Raw genomic sequence first — 1,915 nt, forward strand, 5'->3', positions numbered from 1 at the left:
TCGTCAACGAGAAGGCGCTCGCCCGGGTTCTGCGCGCGTTGAAGGCCGTGCCATGCTGAGCCTGCCGCCGGGCACCAAGGTCTATCTCGCCAGCAAGCCGGTCGATATGCGCAAGGGCTTTGCGGGCCTGAGCGTGCTTGCCAGCGAAGTCTTCAGGCTCGACCCTTACAGTGGGCACGTTTTCCTGTTCCGCAGCAAGCGCGGCAACTACCTCAAGGCGCTAATCTGGGACGGCACCGGCCTGTGCCTTTTCGCCAAGCGGCTCGAGCGCCATCGCTTCGTGTGGCCGCCGCTGGTCGATGGGGGTGTGGTGCTGACACCGGCGCAGTTTTCGCTGCTTCTGGAGGCTATGGATTGGCGGCGGACGGTGGCGCCAAAGCCGCCCAAACGGCCTGTGCATATCTAACGAATCGGGCGCGGTTTTCCTGCCTTCGGCTTGGTCAAGATCGCCCATCATGTTATCCGCTGTTCGTGTCTCCCGCCGACCTTGATTTACCCTCCGATCCGGACGAACTTCGGGCCTTTGCCGAGGCAATGAAGGAGCGCCTTTCCGCTTCGGAACAGGCGCTTGCTGACGAGCGCAAAGCACACGATGCAACGCGAGACGAACTCGGTGCCGCACGCAACGCGATCAAGCTGACGACGCTTCAGATCGAGAAGCTCAAAGCCCAGCTTGCCAAGCTACGGCGGATGAAGTTCGGCCAGTCGTCCGAGCGCATGACGCAGCTTGCCGACCAACTTGAGCTGACGCTCGAGGATCTTGAAGCCCGGCAGGCCCATGCCGAGTGCGTCGTGCGCGGGCAGGTCGATCAGGACGAGACTGAAGAGCCGAAGCCCAGGCGCAAACCCAAGCGCGCGCCGCTGCCCGATCATCTGCCGCGCGATGTGATCACGCATCCGGCGCCCGGCGCGGATCGCTGCGCGGCGTGCGGCGGTAAGGCGAGCGTTCTAGGTGAGGACGTCACCGAAGTGCTGGAATATGTGCCCGCAAGCTTCCGCGTGGTGCGCCATGTCCGTCCCAAAGTCGCCTGCAAGTGCTGCGATACCATCGCCCAAGCACCAGCACCCGCTCTGCCGATCCCGCGCGGCCGTGCCGGTCCCGGGCTGCTGGCGCACATAATCGTTGCCAAGTTCGCCGATCACCTGCCGTTATACCGCCAGTCGCAGATCTATGCGCGCGAGGGCGTCGAACTTCCCCGCTCGACGATGGCTGACTGGCTCGGTCAAGTCAGCTGGCTGCTCGATCCACTGGTCGAGCGGCTTTGCTCACACGTCATGGCGAGCCCGAAGCTCCACGCCGACGACACGCCCGTCCCGGTGCTGGCTCCCGGAACGGGCAAGACATCGACCGGGCGATTATGGGTCTATCTGCGCGATAACCGTCGATGGAGCCCCAGCGACAAGCCCGCAGCCCTGTTCCGCTATAGCCCCGATCGCAAGGGCGAGCGACCGCGCGAGCATCTTGCGGCCTTTGCAGGCTTTCTGCAGGCCGATGCCTATGCGGGGTTCAACGCCCTCTATGACTCAGGCCGCGAGCCCGGCCCAATCACGCCCGTCGCCTGCTGGGCGCATGCGAGGCGCAAGCTGCATGACGTGCTTGTTGCTGACCGCGGCTCTGCCGCGCGCAAGGGGCTCGCCATGATTGCGCAACTCTACGAGATCGAACGGTTGGTTGGGGGTGAGCCTCTCATGGAGCGTCTGCGCCAGCGATCGGCATCACAGCTCATTGCGCTCGATTTCTTCGCATGGGCAGACAGCGTGCTCGGCCAGGCATCGGCGCGCTCACCGCTTGCCGAGGCGCTGCGCTATGCCGTCAAGCTGAAACCCGCGCTGCTCGCCTACACCCAGGACGGACGGCTCGAGATCGACAACAACCTTGCCGAGAACGCGCTGCGCGGCATCGCGGTCGGGCGCA

2 protein-coding genes are annotated in these 1,915 nt (G+C 64.7%); both read left to right on the forward strand.

Translation table 11 applies throughout. The features are described 5' to 3' along the window. Positions 1 to 52: 52 nt before the first annotated feature. Positions 53 to 406, forward strand: a complete 354-nt coding sequence (gene tnpB / locus AX708_RS04155; RefSeq protein ID WP_067489571.1) for an IS66 family insertion sequence element accessory protein TnpB — start codon at positions 53 to 55, stop codon at positions 404 to 406. 128 nt (positions 407 to 534) lie between these two features. Continuing rightward, a partial coding sequence (locus tag AX708_RS04160) for an IS66 family transposase (RefSeq protein WP_233999606.1) occupies positions 535 to 1,915 on the forward strand: 1,381 nt, incomplete at its 3' end.

Source organism: Erythrobacter sp. CCH5-A1 (assembly GCF_001557115.1).
GTDB lineage: Bacteria > Pseudomonadota > Alphaproteobacteria > Sphingomonadales > Sphingomonadaceae > Erythrobacter.